Annotated in this window: 20 protein-coding genes; 6 read left to right on the forward strand and 14 right to left on the reverse strand. The window is 65.4% G+C overall.

Annotation, left to right across the window (positions count from 1 at the left end):
* Nucleotides 1-665: 665 nt before the first annotated feature.
* The 4 genes from ACQUQO_RS01780 to ACQUQO_RS01795 form a co-directional block, all read right to left on the reverse strand.
* Complete coding sequence (locus ACQUQO_RS01780; RefSeq protein ID WP_435076228.1) at nt 666-2,303, reverse strand: preprotein translocase subunit SecD; 1,638 nt, start codon at nt 2,301-2,303, stop codon at nt 666-668.
* Entirely contained in the window at nt 2,300-3,163 is an 864-nt protein-coding gene (gene secF / locus ACQUQO_RS01785) for a protein translocase subunit SecF (protein ID WP_435076229.1), read from the reverse strand. The genes ACQUQO_RS01780 and secF overlap by 4 nt, the downstream gene beginning before the upstream one ends.
* A gap of 100 nt (nt 3,164-3,263) precedes the next feature.
* Complete coding sequence (locus ACQUQO_RS01790) at nt 3,264-3,731, reverse strand: DUF5812 family protein (RefSeq protein ID WP_435076230.1); 468 nt, start codon at nt 3,729-3,731, stop codon at nt 3,264-3,266.
* Between the two features lie 50 nt (nt 3,732-3,781).
* A complete protein-coding gene (locus ACQUQO_RS01795) occupies nt 3,782-4,333 on the reverse strand; it encodes a hypothetical protein (protein ID WP_435076231.1) in 552 nt (183 codons plus the stop codon).
* Nucleotides 4,334-4,408: 75 nt separating this feature from the next.
* Between ACQUQO_RS01795 and ACQUQO_RS01800 the strand changes: the two genes are divergently transcribed.
* Together ACQUQO_RS01800 and ACQUQO_RS01805 are read left to right on the forward strand one after the other, a co-directional pair.
* Nucleotides 4,409-5,692, forward strand: a complete 1,284-nt coding sequence (locus ACQUQO_RS01800; RefSeq protein ID WP_435076232.1) for a glucose-6-phosphate isomerase — start codon at nt 4,409-4,411, stop codon at nt 5,690-5,692.
* Between the two features lie 52 nt (nt 5,693-5,744).
* Nucleotides 5,745-6,539, forward strand: coding sequence for a CPBP family intramembrane glutamic endopeptidase (locus tag ACQUQO_RS01805; RefSeq protein ID WP_435076233.1), 795 nt, complete (start codon nt 5,745-5,747; stop codon nt 6,537-6,539).
* Here the strand turns inward: ACQUQO_RS01805 and ACQUQO_RS01810 are convergent.
* Together ACQUQO_RS01810 and ACQUQO_RS01815 are read right to left on the reverse strand one after the other, a co-directional pair.
* Nucleotides 6,534-6,992 (reverse strand): NOB1 family endonuclease, encoded by a 459-nt coding sequence (locus ACQUQO_RS01810; RefSeq protein ID WP_435076234.1) that lies wholly within the window; start codon nt 6,990-6,992, stop codon nt 6,534-6,536. The two genes, ACQUQO_RS01805 and ACQUQO_RS01810, sit on opposite strands and share 6 nt — an antisense overlap.
* Complete coding sequence (locus ACQUQO_RS01815; protein WP_435076235.1) at nt 6,992-7,234, reverse strand: PRC-barrel domain-containing protein; 243 nt, start codon at nt 7,232-7,234, stop codon at nt 6,992-6,994. The genes ACQUQO_RS01810 and ACQUQO_RS01815 overlap by 1 nt, the downstream gene beginning before the upstream one ends.
* 135 nt (nt 7,235-7,369) lie before the next feature.
* On the opposite strand from ACQUQO_RS01815, the gene infB reads away from it, so the two are divergent.
* Together infB and ACQUQO_RS01825 are read left to right on the forward strand one after the other, a co-directional pair.
* Nucleotides 7,370-9,184, forward strand: a complete 1,815-nt coding sequence (infB, locus tag ACQUQO_RS01820; protein WP_435076236.1) for a translation initiation factor IF-2 — start codon at nt 7,370-7,372, stop codon at nt 9,182-9,184.
* 57 nt (nt 9,185-9,241) lie between these two features.
* Entirely contained in the window at nt 9,242-9,484 is a 243-nt protein-coding gene (locus ACQUQO_RS01825; protein ID WP_435076237.1) for a hypothetical protein, read from the forward strand.
* A 104-nt stretch (nt 9,485-9,588) separates the two neighbouring features.
* Here the strand turns inward: ACQUQO_RS01825 and ACQUQO_RS01830 are convergent, their stop codons facing one another.
* The 4 genes from ACQUQO_RS01830 to pepF all read right to left on the reverse strand — a co-directional run bounded on the left by ACQUQO_RS01830 (nt 9,589) and on the right by pepF (nt 13,617).
* On the reverse strand, nt 9,589-9,933 hold the full coding sequence (locus ACQUQO_RS01830; protein ID WP_435076450.1) for a DUF5811 family protein: 345 nt from the start codon (nt 9,931-9,933) through the stop codon (nt 9,589-9,591).
* A gap of 115 nt (nt 9,934-10,048) precedes the next feature.
* A complete protein-coding gene (locus ACQUQO_RS01835; RefSeq protein WP_435076238.1) occupies nt 10,049-10,513 on the reverse strand; it encodes a pyruvoyl-dependent arginine decarboxylase in 465 nt (154 codons plus the stop codon).
* 42 nt (nt 10,514-10,555) lie between these two features.
* Complete coding sequence (pan2, locus tag ACQUQO_RS01840; RefSeq protein WP_435076239.1) at nt 10,556-11,773, reverse strand: proteasome-activating nucleotidase Pan2; 1,218 nt, start codon at nt 11,771-11,773, stop codon at nt 10,556-10,558.
* A 53-nt stretch (nt 11,774-11,826) separates the two neighbouring features.
* A complete protein-coding gene (pepF, locus tag ACQUQO_RS01845) occupies nt 11,827-13,617 on the reverse strand; it encodes an oligoendopeptidase F (RefSeq protein WP_435076240.1) in 1,791 nt (596 codons plus the stop codon).
* A gap of 99 nt (nt 13,618-13,716) precedes the next feature.
* Here pepF and ACQUQO_RS01850 point away from each other — a divergent pair, with 99 nt between their 5' ends.
* On the forward strand, nt 13,717-14,136 hold the full coding sequence (locus ACQUQO_RS01850) for a DUF7575 domain-containing protein (RefSeq protein ID WP_435076241.1): 420 nt from the start codon (nt 13,717-13,719) through the stop codon (nt 14,134-14,136).
* Nucleotides 14,137-14,143: 7 nt separating this feature from the next.
* On the opposite strand, the gene truA is transcribed toward ACQUQO_RS01850, so the two are convergent.
* Nucleotides 14,144-14,944, reverse strand: coding sequence for a tRNA pseudouridine(38-40) synthase TruA (gene truA, locus ACQUQO_RS01855; protein ID WP_435076242.1), 801 nt, complete (start codon nt 14,942-14,944; stop codon nt 14,144-14,146).
* A 174-nt stretch (nt 14,945-15,118) separates the two neighbouring features.
* On the opposite strand from truA, the gene ACQUQO_RS01860 reads away from it, so the two are divergent.
* On the forward strand, nt 15,119-16,405 hold the full coding sequence (locus tag ACQUQO_RS01860; RefSeq protein WP_435076243.1) for an MFS transporter: 1,287 nt from the start codon (nt 15,119-15,121) through the stop codon (nt 16,403-16,405).
* Between the two features lie 4 nt (nt 16,406-16,409).
* Here ACQUQO_RS01860 and hisS read toward each other — a convergent pair whose 3' ends face one another.
* From hisS to lpdA, 3 genes are all read right to left on the reverse strand, one after another.
* Nucleotides 16,410-17,684, reverse strand: coding sequence for a histidine--tRNA ligase (gene hisS, locus ACQUQO_RS01865; protein ID WP_435076244.1), 1,275 nt, complete (start codon nt 17,682-17,684; stop codon nt 16,410-16,412).
* Between the two features lie 91 nt (nt 17,685-17,775).
* Nucleotides 17,776-18,123: a DNA-binding protein gene (locus ACQUQO_RS01870; protein ID WP_435076245.1), complete on the reverse strand. Its 348-nt coding sequence runs from the start codon at nt 18,121-18,123 to the stop codon at nt 17,776-17,778.
* 86 nt (nt 18,124-18,209) lie between these two features.
* The gene (gene lpdA / locus ACQUQO_RS01875) at nt 18,210-19,634 is read right to left on the reverse strand and encodes a dihydrolipoyl dehydrogenase (RefSeq protein ID WP_435076246.1); all 1,425 of its coding nucleotides are present in this window, start codon (nt 19,632-19,634) and stop codon (nt 18,210-18,212) included.
* Between the last annotated feature and the right edge of the window lie 2 nt (nt 19,635-19,636).

Below are 19,636 nucleotides of genomic sequence, written 5' to 3' on the forward strand. Positions count from 1 at the left end.
CCGTCTCGGCATCCTCAAAAGAGCCGACGGCTCTTTTGGACGGGGCGATTCCGAAGGAATCGCTTGCAGTCGGCGCGACGCGCCGACGACCTCGCGGGACCTTCGGTCCCGCTCAGTGACGAAAGGCGCAAAGCGCCTTTCGAACCACCTCGGGTCGGCGAACGAAGTGAGCCGATCACTCTCTGCTCACGGGCGCGGAGCGTCCTCAGAAGCCTTCGGCTTCTGATGGGCTGCACGAGAGCGAAGCTCTCGTGAACGCCCGTTCGCACGGCACGAGGGACCTCCGGTCCCTCGCTGGTCGCAAAAACCTGTTCTGCCGAACGAAGTGAGGTCGTTCGAAACGGCGATAGCGAGGCGGCGGAGCCGCCTCGAACCGTTGGCGCGGCTCCGCCGCGCCAAGAAACCGTTTCGTGATGACGACAATCTTCGATTTTCGAACCACAGAGCTTGGAAGAGCGAAGCTCTTCCCGTGGAGGAAAAAGAGCCGCTCACTCGCTTCGCTCGTTCGCGGTTCGATAACTGCACTCCCGCTACCGCACCGCCCACATACCTCCCCAACCGATTCGCTCGCCCCGTTCGCTTCGCTCACATCGCTCACTCATCCCTCGCACGGGTCGCGCCATTCGACGCTCCCGCGCGCCAGACTGCTCGATTTTCCTGCCGATTCAGGTGTCGGTGAGTAGCCGGCGGAGCACGTTGCCGTAGGCCGGGCGCGTGATGAGCACGCCGATGAGCACGCCGACGATGGTGATGATGGCGAACCCGCGGAGGTCACCCAGCGAGAGCACTGCGAGCGGACTCATGGCAACGATGGTCGTCGCGGCGGCCGCGCCGATGACCCAGAAGGCCTTCCGGAAGCGACTCTGGAACACCCTTCCAGTGTTGACGTCGCTCTGGAGGATTTCGTCGGCGATTATCACCAAATCGTCCACCCCGGTACCGATGACGGCGATGAAGCCCGCGATGTGCGAGAGGTCGAGCGCTAACCCGACGGTGGCGGCAAACCCGAGTAGGATGAACACCTCCGCAATCCCGGTCAGCAACATCGGCACCGCCACCCGCGGCTCGCGATACCTGACGAAGATCGCCACGCTGACGGCGAGTACGGCGATAAGCCCCGTGACGAGCGAGAGGAACTTGAACCGCTGGGCGACGCTCGGCAGGATGTACTGGCTCGTGCCCGCTTCGAGGTTGAGCGGTGCGGGCAGCGCTCCTGCCTGCAGATCGACCTGCAAGCTCTGGGCTTCCGAGACGTTCTGCGCAGAGGTTTGATACTGGGGGCGATTCACGAACTCGCCGCTGGCGAACTGCCGGGCGAGACCGGGATTCTGCGGGGTGCCCGGCGCGATGCCGGCCGCATACACCACTTCGCCGTCACGGACGGTCAAGAGGCAGTAGCCACCCCCGCCTCGCTCGAACTGACAGGTCCCTGCATTCGCGGGGTTGGCGAACCCGAACCGCTGCATCGCCTGCGTGAACGGACCGGCTGCTTGGTCGGTCAGCGTCACCGGGACGACTGGCTCGCCGGTCTGTTGGTCCTGCTGGACGGTCCCGACCGACTGGAAGGCCTGCTGACTCGGCAGCACGGTCACGTTGCAGGTGTTCGGGCCGGTTCCACCGCTCGCGTTCCCGCTGGCGTTCGCCCCGATGGGTCCCTCGCAGTAGCTCGGCGTCCGATTCCCCTCGACTGGGAAGTACGCGACGATCTGCACCTGTCCTTGGTCTGCCACCAACTCACGGACCTCCGAGCGGTTTTGATTGGGGACCGCTATCTGGATGTAGCGCTGACCGCCGGTGGCCACAGTTTGAACGGTGCCACCGGACAGCCCGGATTCGCTGATCTTGTTGCTCAGCACCTCGACGGCCGTCTCGTAGGTCTGTTCGGTCAGCCCGTTGCGGATATCGTCTTGCTGGACGCTATAGCCGGCCGACTGGAGCGCGCTGGCAAATTCACGCTGGGAGACGTTCTTCGAGTACACCTCGACGGTGGCGCTGCCGTTGCCGGTGCGTACCTGCACGTCGGTCACCGAGAGGTTCAGTTCGCTTGCGACCTGTGAGGTGAGATTCCCCTCCGCCCGGGGACCGACGTCGACGTTCTCGGCGGTGAGACCCGACAGCGGTGCGCGAATCCGTGTCCCACCCGAGAGGTCCAGTCCATACTGGAGGTTCGTCGGCCCGCTCGTGACGTTCGCGTTCGTGGCGTTCGCCGCAGCCCCGCCACCGAGTCCGGGCGCGAACAGCGCAACGGCGGCCGCGAGGACGAAGACCACCAACAGGACGATGCGCCAGTTGTCCCGTATCATCGCGCGACCCCCTCGAACTTGTACCAGCGGAGTAGACTCACGTTCAGCAGGTAGGTGTTCATCAAATCGACTGCAAGTCCCATCACGAGCACGATGCCGACCTCAGAGAGCAGCGGAATGTTGAAGACGTACTTCGAGGCGACGACCGCCATCACCGCCATCGCCGACATCGAGGTCAGCGTCATCGTCACCCCCGTGCGCCGCGCGCGGTAGGCACTCTCGTAGAAATCGCCGCGGCGCTTGAGGACGTGGTTGTTGAGCAGGATGTCCGAGTCGACGCTGTAGCCGATGAGCATCAGGAGGGCGGCCACAGTACCCAAGGAGAGTTCGATGCCGAAGAGGTTCATCAGCGCGAGCGGCACCACGATATCTGAAAACGCCGACAGGATGACCGCAATCGAGGGGACGAAGCTCCGAAACAGGACGAACACGAGCAGCGCCATCCCGATGAACGCAGCGAGCAGGCCCAGCAGGCCGAGCCGCTGGGTCTCGGCCCCGAAGCTCGCGGAGGTCTCCTGGACGGACTGGACGGTATAGCCCGCCGCTCGCGCGTCGGCGGTGAGCGCGTCGGTGTTCGTCGACTGGAAGGTGACGATGTAGGTGTTCGTCCTGCTGGTCGGCGTGACCGATTCCGGCTGCACCGCAAAGGCGTTCCCGACCTGTGCCTGCGGGACCTGTGCCGTGATCTGGAGTTCGGTGCCGCCGGTGAATGCGATGCCGGGCGTCACCGGTGCGCCGGTCATGAGATACCAGCCGGCGAGAACGAAGAGCGCGAGGACGAGCACCGCCACCGGCACCATCGCGAGCTGGCGGTCGGTGTACTCGGTGTAATCGATTGTCGGTACGTCGAGCGCGGCCATGTCGTGCGGTCCGGACAGCCGGTGAATAAACGTTTGTATGTCGTTTCCCGGTCAACGCTCGCCGGTTCGACCGGTCGGCGGCTGCCGGAACGACGCCCGCTCACGGCAGATACCGCACCGCGACGACGCCCGCCTCCGCGTCCGAACGGACTTCGACCCGGTTCACGCCGAGCCGTGCCGCGCGCACGAGCGTCGCCTCGTCGTCGAGGACGTCCTCGGCGGTCTCGTCGACGCGCTCGCTCGGCACTGTGAGCACGTGAATCTCGCCGATGCCGGCGCGCTCGCGGGTCGACAGCTCGCCGGTTTCCTGTGCTTCGGCGAGTTCGCGTTCCTGCGTCGTCGGCGGCTCCTCGCTGTGTTCGGTCGATAGCGAGCGCCGCTCGTCGCAGTCGGTGAGTTCCCACGCGAGTTCGAGCGAGCCGGCGGGTGCAATCGTTCCCTCGACGGCGTCGCCCGCATCGAGACCGGGATTCGTGGCGAGCGTGTGGACCTGTCCGTCGGCCGTGTCGTGCAGCACCGCCGACTCGTCGTCGGCGTGGGTGACCAGAAACGTGCTCTCGGTTTCCATACCTTCCCTTCGAGCGCGGCACGATTGGCTCTTTCAGTTCGCCGTGTCGCTCAACGCAGCAACCGATGTGTCAGATAAATATCCACGGCAGCAGCGACCGGCGGGACCAATCCCCAAATCCCCGGCAGTGCGTAGAGAAACGCGACCACTCCCGCGAGTGCACCACTCACTGGCTGCTGTTGGGCTGCCGGTATCGTGATCACCACTCCGACATAGAGCGCGGCGAAGAAGAGGTAGCCCGCGAGCGCGAGGCTCGCGTCGTAGCGCTTCTCGTCGCCGACGCGCCGGTGGCGGCGCGCGACGAACAGGATGGGCGCGAGCAGCGGGCCGACGACGGCCAATCCGACGAGCACGAAAAACGCCCGCGAGAGCGTCAGCGACCCACCGCCCGCGGTCGCCGTCCGCGAGACGAGCGTGACGAGCGCGAGCGCTATCAAAACCGTCACGACCAGCGCCACGAGCCCGCCGACGACGACGTACGATTTGAACAGCCACGACCGGCTCGACCCGAGCGCGTACGGGATCGCCCCGAACAGTCCGGCGTAGGCCTCCTCGTCCGGTCCGTTCGCCCCGTCCGGTTCCTCGACGCTCGCCTCGGTCATATTTCTCCGGAGGGCGACGGGGCGATTAAACGCCGTGGTCGGCAACGATTTGGGGACGGCCCCGTCAGGAGTGATATGCGAATCGACATCGGCAACGCCCTCGCCGCCGAGGCCTCGCCCGGCGTCTCCCGTGACGCACTTGAGCGCCTCGACGAGCGGGTGGCGCGCGCCCACGACCGTATCGAGCGCGGACGACACGGTGACGAGTTCGGCTACGCCGCGCTGAACCTCCCCGCGACGACCGACGCCGACGACATCACCGAAACTGTCGCTCCCGTGAGCGATGCGGCGTACGTGCTCGTCGTCGGCATCGGCGGGAGCGCGCTCGGCGCGGCCACCATCGCCGAGGCGCTCGGTGACTCACGAATTCTGACGCTCGACAACGTCGACCCCGACCACGTATCGGAAGTGCTCTCGCTACTCCCGCTTGCCGAGACGGCCGTGACGGTCGTCTCGCGGTCCGGCACCACCGCCGAGACGCTGGCGAACTTTCTGGTGGTTCGGGAGGCGTTCACCGAGGCGGGCGTCGACTGGACCGAACAGGTAGTAACGATAACGGGCGATTCCGGCCCGCTGCACGAGTTGGCCGACCGCCACGACCTGCCCACACTCGCCGTTCCGGCGGGCGTCCCCGGTCGTTTTTCGGCGCTCTCACCCGTGGGTCTGGCCCCGGCGGCCATCCGCGGCCACGACATTGCGGCGATTCTCGACGGCGGGGCGCGCGCGGCGGACCTCTCGCCCTCGCTCTTCGAGACGCCAGCCTACGCCTATGGAACTGTGGCCTATGCGCTCGACATGCGTGGCGCGGCGGTCAACGCGATGATGCCCTACGCCGAATCGCTCGAATCGTTCGCCGAGTGGTTTGCACAGTTATGGGCCGAGAGCCTCGGTAAGGATGGGCTGGGGCAGCTCCCGACGAGGGCGCTCGGCGCGACCGACCAGCACTCACAGCTCCAGCGCTATCGCGCGGGTCCCCGAAACACGCTCGTCACGCTCGTCCGCCCACGCGAGCGCGCAGAAATCCGCGTCCCCGAGACCGACCACGCGGACCTCACCTCTCTCGGCGACACAGGACTGGGCGAACTCCTCGATGCCGAGTTCGAAGCCACCGAGGCAAGCCTCGCCGAGGCCGGCCGTCCCTCCGTGCGCATCGAACTCGACAGGGTGGACGAGGCAGGTATCGGCGAGCTGCTCTACACGATGGAGACCGCCTGCGTACTTGCGGGCGAGTTGTATGGAATCGAGACGTTCACCCAGCCGGCCGTCGAGTGGGGCAAGCGCGCGGCCCGCGGGCTGGTCGGCGAGGACAACGAGGAAAGCGAAGCCGTCGCCGAGAAGACCCGACTCGTCGTCGAGTAGCGCTCGAAAAGCGGAGGACGTATGACGAACCGGCGACGAATGCCCGCACGCAATGGCAGCCGAACACGCCGATGCCGGCGGACGCGACTGGCGTGACTACCTGCTTGCCTTCTCTGTCGCGCTCGGACTTGCCGCCGGGGGATTTCTACTCGCAAACCTGCTCTCGATACCCCTCGTCATCGTCTTCTCGGTCATCGACACGAGTCTCCGGAGCGCCGTTGGCACCGCCGCCTCGACGCTCGTGCAGGGCATCGCGTTCGTCCTCGTCGTGCTCGGTTACATGCGCTACGGCGACCATCCCCGATTGCTCGATATCCGATGGCCCTCGCTGTCGAGGCTTCGTCGAACTCTCCGGGACGCCGGCTGGGTCGTCGCCGGCTTCGTCGTTCTGCTTATCGCCTCGCAAGCCGTTGGACTCGTGCTCCAGCAGTTCGGTCTCGCGCCCGGAACCAACCGCGTGGTCGACGCCGTGCGCGCGGACCCGACGCTCGCGCTGTATCTGGTCGTCCTCTCGTTTCTTGCGACCGGGCCGGGCGAGGAGGTACTGTTCCGCGGCGGCGTTCAGGGCGTCCTCCGACGCGTGCTCTCGCCGGTGGGGGCCGTTATCGGGTCGAGCGCGCTGTTCGGGCTCGCCCACGTCACGGCCATCGTCGCCGCAAGCGGCGCGGGCGGGGTCTGGGGCTACGTCGTCTCGACGTTCGTGCTCGGAATCGTCCTCGGCGCGCTCTACGAATACACCGACAACCTGCTGGTTCCAATTCTCGTCCACGGTGCGTACAACGCCGTCCTGTTCGTCCAGCTCTATCTCGTCGAGACGAGCAGTCTGGGATTTTTGCCCACGTTATGAGGGGTTCTTCCGGGTGAGGTCGCTGCCACAGATCGGACAGCGCTCCTTGTTCTCGTCGAAGGTACGACCACAGCCCTGACACTGGAAGTCCCAGTCACGTTGCTCGGTGATGCCCTCGCGGGCGATGAACTCCACGTGGATATCGAGGCGCTCGGCGACGTTTTGCATGGCGTAGTCGTCGGTTACTAACTTCGCATCGAGTTCGAAGGCCGCCGCGAGGAGTTCGATGTCGGTCCCTGAAAGTTCGTCCCTGTCCCCGCTCTCGCTCGCGGCGCGCTCGATGCGGCCGACGACGGCCTCCTCTGGCACATGGATGTACATCCCTGCCCCTTCGAGGGCGTCGAAGCGGTAGGAACTCTCGCCATCGAGTTCGTTCTCGACGGCTGGCACGGTCGCAATGTCATTGCCGGCGTCGTACTCGTTGATGAACGCCGAGGCGTCGAGGATCTCCATCAGCGGTCGACGACGATGTGGTCTTTGACCGCCTGCACGCGACCGATGGCGACGGCGTATCTTCCCTTGTCGTCGCGTTCGAGGTCGACCTGTTCAGTGGTCTCGCTGCGTGGCGTGATGAGCAGGTCGCCCAACTGTCCGGTTTCGGGGTTCATCGTCAGCGTCGAGAGCGTGCCCAGTTCCGTTCCATCGGAGCCGATGACGGCCTTGTCGATGAGCTTCCGTGCGAGTACGTCCGGCATACCCGCCCTACTGTGGCCGGCCGTTATAAACACCACGGAGGGACGGACACAGCGACCGGTTTTCGTCCCGCGTGACGACGCGCTTAACTGTCGTGGCCGCTTCCGGACGATAACGACCTTTCTCGGGTGAATGCCATGTCGGATACACACACGGACGCGGATGCCGCAGGCGACACAGCCACGCTTCGCACGCCAATCGTCGCCGTTCTCGGCCACGTCGACCACGGCAAGACGACCCTCTTGGACCGGATTCGTGGCTCCACCGTGACGGAGGGCGAGGCGGGCGCGATAACCCAGCACATCGGTGCGACCGCCGTCCCCCTCGAAACGGTCTCGGAGCTTGCGGGCAGCCTCGTCGACCCGACGGATTTCGACCTTCCTGGACTCCTGTTCATCGACACACCCGGCCATCACTCCTTTTCGACACTGCGCTCCCGCGGGGGTGCGCTCGCGGACATCGCCGTGCTCGTCGTCGACGTGAACGATGGCTTCCAGCCCCAGACCATCGAGGCCATCGACATCCTTCGGCGGACGGAAACCCCCTTCGTGGTGGCGGCGAACAAGATCGACACCGTGCCGGGCTGGAATCCACAGGAAAACAGCCCGATTCAGGGGAGCTACGACGCCCAGTCCGACCGCGCGCGCGAGACGCTCGACGAACGACTGTACGAACTCATCGGCGAACTGTCCGAACACGACTTCTCGGCGGACATGTACTGGCGCGTGCAGAATTTCGCCAACAACGTCGGCGTCGTGCCGACGAGCGCCGAGACTGGCGAGGGGATTCCAGACGTGCTCACAGTCCTCATGGGTCTCTCACAGCGCTATCTCAAGGACGCGATGGCAATCGATAGCGAGGGACCGGGCGCTGGCACGGTGTTGGAGGTCAAAGAGCAGAAGGGATTCGGCACCGCCATCGACGTGGTGCTGTATGACGGCACGGTGCGCGCCGACGACACGATAGTGGTCGGTGGCATGGGCGACCCAATCGTGACCGACGTGCGCGCGCTGCTCCAGCCGCGGCCGCTCGCCGAGATACGAACGGAAAAGCGGTTCGAGCAGGTCGATGCGGTGAGCGCGGCGGCCGGTCTCAAGATCGCCGCGCCCGACCTCGACGACGCGATGGCCGGCGCGCCCGTTCGTGTCGTTCGTGACCGCTCGCGCGAGGAGGTCCTCGAAGAGGTCCGAGAGGAACTCGCGGCCATCGGCGTCACCACCGAGGAGGAGGGTGTCGTGGTCAAAGCCGACACGCTGGGGAGTCTGGAGGCGGTCGCGAACGCGCTCGAAGAGGCCGAAATCCCCATCGTCCGCGCGGAGGTCGGCGACGTCGCGCCGCGCGACGTCACGGTGGCGAGCACCGCCGCCGAGGAGCACCACGAGACGATTCTGGCCTTTGCGGTGGACGTCCTCGACAACGCCGAAGCACAGGCCGACGAGAGCGGCGTCCGCGTCTTCGAGAGCGACGTCATCTATCGGCTGGTCGAGGAGTACGAGGAGTTCATCGAAGAGCGCGAGCGCAGCCAGCAGGACACCATCCTCGAAAATATCTCCCGGCCCGCCCGCTTCCGGCTGCTGCCCGACCACACCTTCCGCCAGAACGACCCCGCGGTGGTCGGTGTCGAGGTCATGACGGGGACGCTGAAACGCAACGCGAACGTCGTGAACTTCGAGGGCAACGAACCCGAGCGCCGCGGGCAGGTCAAAGGGATTCAAGAGCAGGGCGAGGACGTCGCACAGGCTCGCGCGGGCGAGCGCGTCAGCGTCGCCATCGACGGCCCGACGGTGGGCCGCCAAATCGAGGAGGGCGACGAACTCTGGTCGGAGATTCCCGAAAAGCACGCCAAGGTGCTCGAACAGGAACTCACCGAGGACATCCCGGCCGACGAACTCGAAGCCTTACATGTGTATCTCGACAAACAGCGCCAGCGCGACCCCTTCTGGGGGAAATGAGCCAGCGCGCACCCAGTAATAATATTTAATTACCCGGCGGTCGTCGTTCGGGACACGATGAACCGTTCACGTCAATCCGACGACGGGGATTCGGTCGTCGAAACCGTCCGCGAGCGCCGGCCGACGGTCGCGCCCGCCGACCTCCTGCTCACCACCTTGCCCGCCCTCCTGCTCGCAGGCTGGGCGGCCGGCGTGCTCTCGGCGCTGTCGGTGTCGGTGGCGCTCGCCATCGGCACGTTGCCGGCGCTCGGCATAGTCGGCTACGCGCTCTTTTACGACCCGCCGAACGGCTGCGTCTGATGGGACTGCTGTGAGTGTCTTCGCAAGATCGTTGACTGACGAGCTTGGGTTTCACGAACCGTTCTTTCGCCATGGCGGTATGGAATCACAACAGTCCCTGTGAGTCAGCGGGCGACCGGCGTGATGCCGTCCGAGACCGCCTGCTTCACCTGAAGGGCAGCGCTTGCGGCGAGCTGTCTGGCGACCTCGGTCCTGTCCTCTTCGGCGATACCTTCGTTCAGGTCCTCGAAGTCGGGCGTGAAGCCGGCGCTGACGGCCGCGCCGACCGGCGGTTGAACCGCAATCGTGCCCTGCGGGCCGTCCGTGCCGGCGATTATCTGCGCGCCGACGACGTACTCGTCGGGGAGATATTCACGAGTTCGGGCGGCCACGGTGTCGAGACCGGCCTGCAACGCGCGGCGCTGCTCGACCGAGAGGTCCGCGTCCGCCGTGTTGATGCTCGCTCCCATCGGTGTGCTATCGTTCATGAGAAAGACATCGACGGTTAGGGGCGACGCACTCAAAAGCCTCCCGCTATCGACACCCAGCCTCGTCCGCCGAGCCGCATCGACGGTGACGGGCGCGCTATATCGGCTCGCTATCGCCGTAGATGCCGAGGACGACCGCCGTCGCGTACGGTCCCTCGGCTGTCGTGTGTGCGGTCACGATGCGCTCGTCCGCGAACGGCCACTCGCGGAGCGCACGCCCGGACTCCAGACCGGCTGCCACGCGCTCGCGGACGGTTTCGGGGTCGGTGCCGGTCGCCTCGTAGAACAGTCCGCGACCCCCTGCGGTCGTCGTCCAGCCGAGACCGGCCGCCGCGTCCTCGCCCTCCCTGCTCGTGGTGCGCGCCTCGACGACGGTGAGACGCTCGCCGACCGGGCCGAGGTCCGGAGCACTGTCGAGGACATCGACGGTGCTGTCGTCGGGAATCACCGACGACACGGTAGTGATGTTGTAGTTGTGGACGCCCGCAGCGGCCAGCGCGGCGTCGTAGGCCGCGACCGCCGTCGGGCCGGTACCGGTGCCGGTGACGACTCGAATCTGCATAACCGGAAAAAGTGATTATCGGCGGGTGAGCGTTCCGGTTTCTCAGAGGAACGCCACGGGGTCGGCGGCGGTGTCGTCCTCGGTGATCTTCGCGAAGGCGTCCTCGAAATCGCTCATCCGCACCTCGCGGCGGTCGTCGCGGACGGCGAACATCCCGGCCTCGGTCGTCAGGCTTTCGATCTCCGCACCGCTGAAGTCGTCGGCCATTGCCGCGAGTGCGTCGAACTCGACGTCCTCGGCGAGGTTCATCCCACGGGTGTGGATGGCGAATATCTTCTCGCGGCCCTCGGCAGCGGGTTTGGGCACCTCGATGAGGCGGTCGAAGCGACCCGGCCGGAGGATGGCCCTGTCGAGCATGTCGAAGCGGTTCGTCGCGGCGATGATGGAGACGTCGCCGCGCTCCTCGAAGCCGTCCATCTCGTTGAGCAGCTGCATCATCGTCCGCTGGACCTCGGCGTCGCCGGAGGTCTTCGAGTCCGTTCGTTCGGAGGCGACGGCGTCGATCTCGTCGATGAAGATGACGGCGGGTTCGTGTTCGCTCGCCAACTCGAAGAGATCGCGGACGAGGCGCGCGCCCTCGCCGATGAACTTGCGAACGAGTTCGGAGCCGGCCATCTTGATGAAGGTCGCATCGGTCTCGTTGGCGACGGCTTTGGCGAGCATCGTTTTACCTGTGCCGGGCGGACCGTGCAGCAGCACGCCGGTCGGTGGCTCGATACCAACAGTATCGAACCGTTCGGGGTCGACCAGCGGCATCTCGACGGCTTCCCTGACCTCGCGAATCTGGTCGTCGATACCGCCGATGTCGGCGTAGCTCACCGCCGGTCGGTTCTCCACCTGCATCGCCTGTGCGCGCACGTCGGTCTCGCTGTCGAGCGGGCGCTGGACGCTGAACGAATCGTTGACCGCGACGCGGTCGCCGCTTTCGAGGTCGTCGGCGAGTCCCGGCGAAATCTCGGTGAGGACTTCCTGGTTGTTGCCGTGCTGTCTGACGATTGCCCCCTCGTCGGTGAGTTCCTCGACGGTGGCGACGTACAGCGAGGAGGTCTTGAGCGCCTCGTTCTCGCGCTGAAGCTTCTCGGTTTCCGCCGATAGCTCCTCGCGTTCGGTCTCGGCCTCCTCAAGCCGGTCAGCGAGTTCGTCGTGGACCTCGGAGATGCTTTCGAGGTGCTCGGCGAGCGCATCGAGGCGCTCGTCGTCGCTCAGTTCGGGGTCGAGGTCGAGCCGCGGTCGGTCTGGGAGGGAGGGACTGTGGGACATTCGTCACCCCTAATAGCGTCTCTGCGTTAAAAGTGGTTTTGGGTTCGGGGTCTTTATGCCACCTCAGCGAACTCGGTCAGGGCGTCGTCGTAGGCCCCAAACGCCGCCTCGATGGGGTCTGCGGTGGTCATGTCGACGCCCGCCTCGCAGAGCAGTTCGATTGGATAGCCATGTGACCCGGAGGCGAGGAAGTCCCGATAGGGCTTCGCGGCGTCTTCGCCCTCCTCGCGGATGCGTTCGGCGAGTGCGACCGCCGCCGAAATCCCGGTCGCGTACTGATAGACGTAAAAGGGCCGATAGAAGTGTGGAATCCGCATCCACTCGCGGGAAATGCGGTCGTCGATGGCCGCGTTTCGATAATAATCGCTCTTGAGTCCTCCATAGATGTCGTCGAGGCGGTCGGGCGTGAGCGCCTCGCCAGCCTCGGTGAGTTCGTGGGTTTCGAGTTCGAATTCGGCGAACATCGTCTGGCGGACGAGCGTCGCGCGGAAGCGTTCGAGGTACTCGTTGAGGACGTGCCGGCGGAAGGACTCGTCCTCGACGGTATCGAGCAGGTGCTGGGTCAGGAGCGCTTCATTGACTGTGGAAGCGATTTCGGCGACGAAAATCTCGTAGTCCCCGTAGATATAGGGCTGGGCCTCGCTCGCCAGTTCGGAATGTAGCGAGTGGCCGAGTTCGTGGGCGAGGGTGTACATCGAGGCGATGTCGTCCTGATAGTTCATCAAAATATATGGCTGTGAATCGTAGGTCCCGCCGGAGTACGCCCCCGACTGCTTGCCCTGATTCTCGTAGACATCGACCCAGCGGGAGTCGAGACCCTCGCTGAGTTTCTCCTGATATTCCTCGCCCAGCGGCGCGACCGCGTCCGTGACGTGCGCTTTGGCGTCCTCGTAGGGCACTTCGGGGCTCTCGGAGTCGACCATCGGCATGTAGAGGTCCCACATCCGTAGCTCGTCGACGCCGAGGCGCTCGCGTTTGAGGTCGGCGTGGCGGTTCAGGACATCGAGGTTCCCCCGCACGGTGTCGACCAGCGTGTCATAGACTTCGATTGGGATATTCGCACCGTCGAGGGCGGCCTCGCGCGCGGTGTCGTAGTGGCGCGCTTCGGCGAGTTTCACGTCGGCCTTGACGCTGTTGCGGTGGGCCGTCCCGACCGCGTTGCGCACCGTCTCCCACTCGTCGTAGAACTGCTCGTACACGTCCCGCCGGAACTCGCGGTCGGGGCGTTTCTGGAGCTTCGTGAAGTTGCTCAGCGAGATTTCGACCGCCTCGCCGTCGGGGTCTTCAACGACGGGAAACTCCATGTCGGCGTTCGTGAGCATGTCGTAGACCTCGCTCGCCGCACCGGTGACCTCGCCGAGGTCAGCCAGCAGTGCCTCGATTTCGGCCGAGCGAGTGTGTGGCTTCATCCGCAACACGTCGTCGAAGTAGTGCTCGTACGTTTCGAGTGCTGGCTCCTCCTCGGTCATCGCCTCCAGCTCCTCGTGCGTGCAGTCCTGAAGCGCGGGGTCGATGAAACTCGCCGCGCTCGATGCGTCGGTCGCCAGCGATTGCGCCCGCGCGGTGAGCGCCTGATACTGCTGGTCGGTGGTGTCCTCGTCACGGCGCATCCGCGCGTACGAAATGACGTTCGAGAGCTCTCTGAACAGCTCCTCGCGCGTTTCGAGCGTCGCCAGCAAGGTTTCGCCGTCCTCGGTCGCTTGCCCCTCGTAGGCTTCGAGGTCTCCAACGAGTTCCTCGACCTCCTCGTAGGCCGCCTCCCAGTCCTCGTCGGTGGCATAGAGGTTCGTCAAGTCCCACGTGTACTCGGTGTCGATGTCGCTCCGTTCGGGAACCGAACTCATGGGGAGAATACGGCGACGAAGCGGGGTAAACTTTCTCAAACCGGCGGTGCGACCATCCGGAGCGAAAGACTGAATAATGAATAACTGTTCAGTCAAGGTATGGCGCAGACTCGTTCGCGCAAACGACCGTGGCTCGCCGCGCTGCTGTCGGCCATCGCGCCCGCATTCGGCCATCTCTACCTCCGGCGGTGGCTCCGGGCGCTCGGCTGGGTCGGCCTCACGATGCTTTCGAGCACGTTCGTCCCCGACGCGACGCTCGATGCGCTCGTTTCGGGGCACTCGTTCGCGTGGCTCGACGCCGCGCCGCTGCTCGCGGTCTCGCTGCTCAGCGTGCTCGACGCCTACCGGCTCGCGGTCGTCAACAACTACCTCCTCCGCGTGCGGAGCGCCGGCGCAGGGATGGCGGTCTGTCCCGACTGTGGCCGGCCGGTCGAGGAGGGACTGAGTTTCTGCCAGTGGTGTGGGACGACCCTCGATAGTGCGAGCGCCGACGAACCCGCCCGCCACGACGTCCAGTAACTCTCTTTTACTCGATCCGTTGCTCGATCTCGCCAGCGACCCGTGCTCGTGTTGCAGCCTCGGTACGTACGCTTTCGAACAGTTCCTGCGCGCTCGCGGCGGCTTCGTCATCGACTCGAAAGTCGAGGTCGGGATAGGAAACGCCAGTAAGGACGAGCGGCGCGGCCGGCGCGGGAGCGATGCCGTCCGGTCCCGAGAGCACTTCTCCGGAGAGCACGCGGTCGATTTTCGAGGGCGCGGTCTCGCCGGTCGCCACCGAATGGAGGAGCGTGACGATGCGGCGGACGAGCTGGCGCGAGAAGCCGCCAGCGCGGAGCGTCACGACCAGAAAATCGCCGTCGCGCTCGCTGTCGCCGCCGAGCCTGCGGACGGTGTTGTAATTGTCTGGCGTGAGGTTATGGAAATCGTGTTCGCCGGAGAGCCGTGCCAATGCTGCGTTCGCCCGCTCGACATCCGCTTCCGGGGCGTGAAGATGGTAGGTGTATTCGCGCGAGGCGGCGTCGTGGGTGGCGTGAAATTCCTCGGCGTCGGCGTGTGCCCACGCGCGAACCGTTTCCGGGAGTTCGCCGTTGAGCGCCCGCGGCGTGAGCCACGCTGGCGACTCGAAGCCGACGGTTTGGGCGACCGCCGACACGCCCCTATCGGTTCGGCCCGCGGCGGCGTAGCCCGGTGGCTTTTCGCCGTTCTTATCGAATACGCTCAGCTCACGGAGGGCATCGAACACCGCCCCCTCGACCGTCGGGACCGTGGGCTGGCGCTGAAAGCCGTAGTACGGACGGCCATCGTAGGCGAGCCGGAACGCACGCATCGGCCTCGATTTCGTCCCGATGGCCTTCGCTCCACCGAAGCATGCTTGGCCGAAGGATTCATACGCGCACGGGACTGACCGTTTAGTCAGATAGATGTTTTCCGAACTGATTCGACACAGAGAACCGAGACGGCCGTCCGTTGGAGCAGCGCGGTCCGAACGCGCGGGTCGGCAGTGAACGCCATCAACGAGTATCTCGGGGTCAACCGCGAGGTGCTCGCGCTCGCCATCGCCCGGATGGCCGACGCGGTGGGCAACTCCTTTCTCATCGTCGTCCTCCCCCTCTATATCGCCAGCGGCACCATCGAGGGCGGGGCGGGCGGTCTCGGCGTCTCGCTGCTCACGGGCCTCATCCTCTCGGCGTTTGGCTTCTTCAACAGCGCGCTCCAGCCCTTCGCTGGCCGCCTCTCGGACAGACTCGGCAAGCGAAAGGTGTTCGTCCTCGGCGGGTTGGCACTGCTCGCGGTGGCGAACTTCACGTACTCGCTGGCATCGAGCTACTGGATGCTGCTCGCCATCCGAGCCGCACAGGGCATCGGCGCGTCGCTGACCATCGTCGCGACGATTGCGCTGGTCAACGAACTCGCCGACGATTCCTCCCGTGGCGGGAACATGGGTACCTTCAACACCTTCCGTCTTCTGGGATTCGGGACCGGTCCCATCGTCGCTGGCTCGGTCGTCGGTGGCGGTCCGTACTCGCTCTTCGGACTGTCGATAACGGGCTTCGAGGCGGCCTTCTACATTGCCACCGTCTCGGCGATAGTGAGCATCGTGCTCGTCACGCTGCTCGTCCACGACCCTGACATCGAGCGCTCGCCAGACGACGAGGACACCTCGATTGCGGTGCTCGACCACGATTCGGATGGACTGCTCGACCCCGTGTTCACCCTCGGGGTCGCCTCGCTGTTCATGGCCATCGGCATCGCCCTGCTGTCGGCCATCGAACCGCAGGTCAACGCCCGTCTCGGACAGGGTGCACAGCTGTTCGGCATCGAGTTCTCCGCGTTCATCCTGATGCAGGTGCTCCTTCAGGCCCCCATCGGCCGCGCGAGCGATAAGTACGGCCGCAAACCGTTCATCCTCGTCGGGCTGGTGTTGCTCGTACCGGCCACGCTCGTGCAGGGGCTCGTGGTCGCGCCGTGGCAAATGATTCTCGCCCGCTCCGCACAGGGTGTCGCGGGCGCGCTCGTGTTCGCGCCGGCGCTCGCGCTCGCGGGCGACCTCGCGAGCAGGGGCGCATCGGGGACACAGTTGTCGGTGCTCACGATGTCGTTCGGTCTCGGTACCGCCATCGGCCCGCTGGCGTCGGGATTTCTCGTCCGCTTTGGCTACGTCACGCCGTTCGCCTTCGGCGCGGCGCTCGCCGCCCTCGGTTTCGTCCTCGTCTACACGCAGGTCCACGAGACGGTTGCCGTCGACGCCGAATCACCTGCCGCCTCGGCTCCGACGCCACAGGATTAGCCGCTCACTCCTCGGGGAACTCCGCGACCGGCACCTGTCGCTGCTCGCCCGAGTCCATCTCCTTCAGCGTGACCTGCTCCTCGGCGAGGTCCTGTTCGCCGACGATCACAGTTATTTCGGCACCGATGGAATCGGCGTACTCCAACTGTGCGCCGAAGCTCCGGTCGGCGACGTCGGTCTCGACGACGTGGCCACGCTCGCGCAGGTCGCGGGTGATGCGAGCAGCCGTCTCACGGGTGTCGCCCACTTGGAGCACGTAGTAGTCGGTCGCGGTGGTTTCTTCGGGCCAGACGCCGGCGCGCTCACAGAGCAGCGAGAGGGGTGCCAGCCCGAGCGCGACGCCGACCGCCGGCGTCGACTGGCCGCCGAATCCCTCGATGAGGTCGTCGTAGCGACCACCGCCGAACACCGACCGACTCACCTCGCCGGTGGTGTCGAAACACTCGAAGACCACCCCAGTGTAGTAATCGAGGCCGCGTGCGGTGTCGAGCGAGAGCGTACAATACTCGCGCGCGCCGAGGTCCGCAGTCACGTCGAGTACGTCCTGGAGGTTCCCGACCGCGTTTTCGACGCGTTCGGTGTCGGCGAATGCCACGAGTTCGTCCAGATTCTCCTCCTCGGTTTCGAGCAACTCGTCGAACGCCTCGGCCTGTGCTTCCGAGAGGCCCGCATCGGCAAGCAGCGCGTGGTACTCGCCGACGGCGAGCTTGTCGCGTTTGTCGACCGCACGGATGGCCGCTTCGGTGTCAACGCTCGCATCGAACGACTCCAACAGCCCACCCAGAATGTCGCGGTGGCTCACGCGGAACTCGAAGTCCGCGCCCGTGAGACCGAGTTCGGTGAGCGCGTCGGCGGCGTAGGCGAGGACTTCGGCGTCGGCGATTGGCTCTCCCGACCCGAAGACGTCGACATTCGTCTGATAGAACTCCCGAAAGCGACCCTGCTGGACCGCCTCGTAGCGCCAGAACGGTCGCGTCGAGACCCACTTGATTGGTTTGGCGAGTTCCTGCTGTTTTTCGACGACCATCCGCGCGACAGTTGGAGTGAGTTCGGGCGTCATCGCCACCTCGCGCCCGCCGTGGTCGGTGAAATTGTACAGCTCCTCGACGATCTCCTCGCCGCTCTTGTCGGCGTACATCTCCGTGCGTTCGAGCGCCGGCGTCCCGATTTCGCGGAAACCGTAGCGCCGGGCGACCCCTTCGATGTCGTCGATGACCGCCCGACGCGCGCTCATCGTGCCGGGGTAGAAATCACGGAAGCCCTTGATGCGGTCGTACATACCGTTCGGTGGCGGTATGCGGTGTTTACCCTTACGGAATACGTACTGTGCGAGCGAAACGACCGCGTTCGTGCCGTGAGCCCCTACTGTGTTACCGATGCTTGATGTCGAAACTTTTCTGGTCGGGTTTGAGTTCCTGCAGGAGCTGTTTCATCTGCTCTTCGTCGATCTGGTCACCGAGCCGCCCGCTGCGGGCGAGCGCGAACACCTGCTGTTCGACCTGCTCGCCGAAGTCGGGTTTGGACATCTTCACCGAGTTGAGCCGCTGTCGCGCGCCGTCGGTGAGGTTCTGCCGGAGCACGGCCGACTTCTGGGCCTCGGCCTGTTCTTGTTGAGCTTGTCTGGCCTCCTCGTTCTGTCCGCCACCCTGCTGCTGTTCTTTGAGCTGTTCGAGCTTCTGCTTGCGCAGTTCTTCGATGTCCTCCTCGGAGCCGCTCATACGCCACATTGTGGCTACCCGAACAAAAACCCGGCGGACGTCGTGGTTGCTCGATTTTCGGAGTCACGCGAACCCGTGACGTTCGCTCACCGATTCAGCGTGTGAATCGCCCTGCCGTGTGCGTTCTCGACGGCCTCCTTCACCGTCTCGCCGAGGGTGGGATGGGTGTGGATGGTCGCCGCGATGTCTTCCAGTGTTGCGCCCATCTCGATGGCCAATCCGAATTCGGCGATCATCTCGGAAGCCTCCGGCGCGACGATCTGTGCACCGAGGACGAACCCGGCATCGTCGTCGGCGACCACGCGGACGAACCCGTCGGTCTCGCCCAGCGTGAGCGCGCGCCCGCTGGCCTGCATCGGCATCTCGCCGACCACAGGGGAGAACCCGGCTTCCTCGGCCTCGCTCTCGGTCATCCCCACCGTGCCGATTTCGGGGTCGGTGAACACGGCCGCAGGCACGGTTTGATAGTCGAGCGCCGACGGTTCGCCGGCGATGACCTCGGCGGCGACCTCGCCCTCCTTCATTCCCTTGTGTGCGAGCATCGGCTCGCCGGCGACGTCGCCCACGGCGAAGATGCTCTCGATGTCGGTCCGTGCGCGGTCGTCAGTTTCGAGGAAGCCCCCATTACTGGGGTCGAGACCCACGGCATCGAGGTCGAGCGTATCCGTGACGGGTTCGCGCCCGACCGCGACGAGTGCCTTCTCCGCGCCGAACTCCGAGACCTCACCCTCGTCGTTTTCGGTTTTGACGGTGATGCCGTCCCCGGACTCCTCCCACTCGCTCGCGCCCTCGCCGAAGTGAAAGTCGATGCCCAACTCCTCGGCACGGCTCTTGACGACGCGCGCGACGTCCTCTTCGTAGGCCGGCAGTACCGAATCGAGCATCTCCACCACGGTGACGTCGGCCCCGAGTTTGGCGAACACGGTCGAGAGTTCCATCCCGATGTAGCCCGCACCCACCACGACGAGACTCTCCGGGACCGCATCGAGCGCGAGCGCTTCGCGCGAGGAGATGACGTGCTCGCCGTCGAATTCGAAGTTCGGAATTTCGACCGGGCGCGAGCCGGTGGCGACGATTGCGTGCTCGAACTCGATGGTTTCCGAACCCTGTCCCTCGCCGTCGTGGGCGACTCGCACCGTATTCTCGCCGGCGAACTCCGCGCGCCCCTCGACGAGATTCACGCCGTTGGCCTTGCAGAGCTTCTCGACGCCGCCCGTGAGCTGGTCCACGACGTCGTCCTTCCAGCTCACCATCCCCGCGAGGTCGACGGCGGGGTCGGCGTGGATGCCCATCTCCTCGGCCGCGCTGGCCTCGTGGGCGACGTCGGTCGCCGAGATGAGCGCTTTCGAGGGGATGCAGCCGTGATTCAGGCAGGTCCCGCCGTAGGCCTCTTTCTCGACGAGCGTGACGTCCAAATCGAGCTGTCCGGCGCGGATGGCGGCGACGTACCCACCGGGTCCCGCGCCGATAATCAGTACCTCGGTCCCTGTCGTGACGTCTCCGACGACCATAC

This window comes from Halococcus sp. AFM35 (assembly GCF_051195015.1).
In the GTDB taxonomy this organism is placed as follows: Archaea; Halobacteriota; Halobacteria; order Halobacteriales; family Halococcaceae; genus Halococcus.